This window comes from Halorubrum sp. Atlit-28R, from assembly GCF_003665955.1.
Lineage (GTDB): Archaea > Halobacteriota > Halobacteria > Halobacteriales > Haloferacaceae > Halorubrum > Halorubrum tropicale.
In genome coordinates this window covers 1-1,818 of the sequence record NZ_QPLS01000022.1, presented here as the reverse complement: position 1 = coordinate 1,818, position 1,818 = coordinate 1, and the positions used below count along the sequence as shown (strand labels likewise).

Below are 1,818 nucleotides of genomic sequence, written 5' to 3'. Positions count from 1 at the left end.
CTGCGACGGCACCTCGCTTGTCTCTGTCCTCACCCTCCGGCGCTTCGAGTGTCTCGAGCTGTACGCCGACAGCGATCGACGCTGAAATCCCAGCCGATCTCACACACACACACCACGTCTTCAAGTGTCTCCGATGACCAGACAGCCGTTCTAATTGTCGACCTTACACACCACCCGTTCAAGTGTTCAACTATAACCACCGACGCGATTGCGTACAATCTGCTGCCGGTCCTGTCTAGGCCAGTTCGTCGTCAGGACAGTGCGTCCAACAAACGAGACACCAGTCGGGACCACCCACACTCCACTATTTCAAGTGTTCAAGTAGACAGTGACGAGTGCTACGTACGATTCCAGCTGATCGAGTCTCTATCACGTCTTCTCTTATTCTACTATACTCACAAAAAATGGTTTGCAGATGTGGTACGCAAACATTTGTGATAAATGTTAGCGTCGCACAGGGTCTCGGATATCCATCCGAAACCGGTCCCCCTACTCGTTCCACTTGGAACACTCGAAACGGTGGAGTGTCTGTGTGGGTCAGTCGAAACAGTTGAAGCCCCGGTTTTATATGGTATCTGTGTATGAAACCGATATGGACAATCTCGGTCACCTCACGCCCGAGGATGAAATCTTCCTCGATGAAGACGTTCTCCGGGACGATTACGATCCGTCCCGTATCCTCGAACGCGATGAGGTGTTGAATCGCTACCTCCAGATGTTCTCCGAAGTGATTCGTGGAAAGCGACCGCGTAACGTGTTCGTCTACGGACCGACCGGTGTCGGGAAGACTGTTGGCACCCATCTCGTGCTCGATCGTGTTCGCGAGGACGCCGATGGCGTCGACGATGTCGACGTGACGGCCGTCCAAATGGAATGTCGTGACCTCAATACGAGCTATCAGGTCGCTGTGAATCTCGTGAACGTCCTCCGGGAGTCGACGCCCCGATCGAGTATCTCGACGACAGGCTACCCCGAGGGAGACGTGTACGACATGCTGTTCGACGAGTTACGTAAGGCCGACGCCACGCACGTTCTGATCGCACTAGACGAAATTGACAATATCGGAACGAGTGATAACGTCCTGTACAAGCTCGGACGGTGTAACAATCGTAATTCTGCGAAATTTGTCGATCCCGACGATACGAAAGTCGGACTCATCGGAATCACGAACGACTCGACGTTCCGCGACTCGCTGGATCCACGAGTCAAATCGACGCTCTGTGAACACGAGATTCATTTCCCACCGTATGATGCGAACGAACTGCGAACGATCCTCAAAGATCGTGCCGCCGACGCATTTCATGATGACGTGCTGACTGACGATGTGGTTCCGATAACGGCCGCATTCGCCGCAAAGCGCTCTGGATATGCCCGGACAGCACTCGATCTGTTGTATACCGCTGGCGACCTGGCGCGCACCAGTGATGACGATATCGTTACTGCACAGCACGTCCGGCAGGCCGAAGAAGAGATCCAGCAGGGCGCGATTGTGAGCGAAATTGCATCATTATCGCCCCAAGGTAAACTCGTTGCGTACACTCTGCTTGCACTCGATAACGAAGGCGAACTACCCGCGAAGATGGACGCCTTCTACGCGTGGTACGAACACGCCGCACGGCTCGCAGAGACTGATACGGTCACCGCCCGGACGGTCCGCGATCTGTTGAATGACCTCGTGATCAACGGCGTCGCGAAGATGGAAGAGATCAACCGCGGCCAGCGCGGTGGTCGCCATTACCGCTACTCGCTCGCGGCACGCCCTGAAATGATCGTTGATGGTCTCACCGAGGAGGATACAATAACCGAACTGGATGAACA

At 54.6% G+C, this 1,818-nt stretch carries 1 protein-coding gene; it reads left to right on the top strand.

Annotated features, from left to right (window positions below):
- Positions 1-592 precede the first annotated feature (592 nt).
- Positions 593-1,818: Cdc6/Cdc18 family protein (locus DVK06_RS16550; RefSeq protein ID WP_121601106.1), on the top strand; the 1,226-nt coding region annotated here is incomplete at its 3' end.